The organism is uncultured Campylobacter sp., assembly GCF_938031315.1.
Lineage (GTDB): Bacteria > Campylobacterota > Campylobacteria > Campylobacterales > Campylobacteraceae > Campylobacter_B.
The window spans coordinates 1-2,184 of sequence record NZ_CALHHT010000199.1 but is presented as its reverse complement, the minus strand read 5'-3'; the positions used below and the strand labels follow the sequence as shown (position 1 = coordinate 2,184).

Sequence of the window (2,184 nt, the reverse complement as noted above, 5' to 3'; positions counted from 1 at the left end):
CGCTGCCGCCCACATCGCCGCCATCGCCGCCGCTACCGCCTATGCCTGCGCCGCCTGCGCCGTCGCTCGCATCGTCATCTGCGCGGCTCCGCGCGCTGTCATTACATAAAACTTCATTTGCGCCGCAGTTTGCGTCGAGCTCAGCCTCGCGGCTAAATTTCAGCTTGTAAATTTTGCCTAAAATTCTAACCTGATCGCTCGCTAGTAGCTTGCTTCGCAGCCGCTCTAGCGTTTGGCGGATCCAGCTTTCGTGCTTTAGGATAAAGTCTTTCGCCTGCGCCGCGGTGTAGGAGCGCGGCACGCTCACGCTGATCTCGCACTCTTTATTGATGCGGATGCGCGCGTATTTCATCCGCTTAAAGCGCAGGCTGATCGGCAAGCCTAGCAAATTTAGACTAACTTTTTGCTCTGCCATTTTTTACTTATCCATCGCGCCGTATTCGCGCTGCCGCGCAGCCACTCGTCGCAGAAGAACCCGATCCAAACGCCTAAAATTCCATACCCCAGATGGATACCCAAAAGCCAGCCCACGGGGATCGAGACGCCCCACATAAAGATCACGCCCATCGCAAAGGGAAACCTCGCGTCGCCGCTTGCGCGCAGGGCGTTTACGAACACGATATTAAGCGTCCGTCCGAACTCAAGCCCCAGCGTGAGGTAAAAAAGCGGCCGCATGACCTGCTTGTGCGCCTCGCTTAGGCTCAACATCTCCATGATCTGCTCGCGCGCTAAAAACACGATCGCGACGAAAAGCGCCGTCGCCCCGAGCCCGAAGCGCAGTGCGGTAAATGTGTGCCGATACGCCTCCTGCGGCTTGGCGGCACCTACGAGGCGGCCTACGATGACTTCGTTTGCCATACTGATCGCGCTTCCGCCGAAGAAGATGAATGATGAAATTTGAAAATAGATCGTCTGCACGGTAAGGCTCGCCTCGCCCATGCTCGCGACGAAGGCGAATGCGACGAGATACTGCACGATCCACAGCATGTTTTCGCCAGCGCTAGGAAGCCCTACGGATAAAATTTTGCGCAGCGTGGCGAGCTTGATCTTTAAAAACATCGTGAGGTAAAATTTTATCTTTAGCACCTTCGTGATGATGAGGAAGAATAAACATACGCCGATCATGCGCCCTGCGATCGTGCTCACGCCGATGCCCTCAAGCCCGTAGTACGGCAGTCCGAACGGCCTAAAGAGCACGACGTAGTTGCCCGCGAGCGTTACTAAATTCATCGCTACAGAGACTGCGATGATGAAATTTGCGTATCCGTAAACGCGCACGATGGCGCTAAGCACGATCGCGACGGCGTCTATCGCAAAGACGATGCTGATGACCTTAAGATAGATCGCGCTTTCGCTTAAAAGCTCGGCGGGCACTTGCAGCGCGTGGAGTAAAAACGGCGCGCAGCTAAAGACGAAAACGCCGCTACAAAGCCCTACGAGCGCGTTGAATGCGATGCTTGTGTGGATCGCGCGCATGGCTAGGACTTTGTTTTTCGCCCCCAGCGCCTGCGCTACGAGTACCGAGCAGCCCACGGCGAGGAAACCGAAAACGGTGATGAAGAGCAAAAATATCTCGTTGCCCGCCCCCAGCGCGCCTACTAGCGAGACGTCCACGCGCGAGATCATGTAGGTGTTGATAAACGTGGTCACGAGGCGCAAAAACATATCGACGTAGATTGCGAGCGAGAGCCTTAGTAGCGAGATTTCTTTCATATTTTGCCTTTATTGGGGGAAATTGTAGCCGAAAATTCTTTTAGGTTTGCTTTTGCGCAGGGGGCGAGCGGAGTTGTTTTAGCGCACCGCGCGGTATGCGTAAAATTAGAATTTACGGCGCCGTGCGCGAATATGCGGTGATTTAGTGCGGAGGAGCGAGCGAGAGCATTACAGCGATATATCTCGTGCGGCGATTTGCAGTAAAGGAGCGAGGAAGCGGCGCAGAATTCCGCGCGATTTAAAATTTAAAAGTCGCGTGGAATTTTATTAAATTTATGCCGGTTGGAGTAAATTTCGCTTTCCGCTAGATCGAATTTCGCTTCCTCATGTGGATCGTAAAGTGCTCCGACGCGTCCTTAAAGCCGCACTTTTGTAGGAATTCCCCGGCGCCCTCAGCTTTGTGTAAAGGGGTTACAACAAAGGTGGTGGTGTGCGCAAAGCGTTTATTAAAGGCATTCACGAGCGCCGTGC

2 protein-coding genes are annotated in these 2,184 nt (G+C 54.0%); both read right to left on the bottom strand.

Translation table 11 applies throughout. The features are described from left to right. A partial coding sequence (locus Q0236_RS05135; RefSeq protein ID WP_297915749.1) for a YgjP-like metallopeptidase domain-containing protein occupies positions 1 to 415 on the bottom strand: 415 nt, incomplete at its 3' end. Next, positions 391 to 1,713, bottom strand: coding sequence for an MATE family efflux transporter (locus tag Q0236_RS05130; protein WP_297915747.1), 1,323 nt, complete (start codon positions 1,711 to 1,713; stop codon positions 391 to 393). The genes Q0236_RS05135 and Q0236_RS05130, both read right to left, overlap by 25 nt. Positions 1,714 to 2,184: the final 471 nt, after the last annotated feature.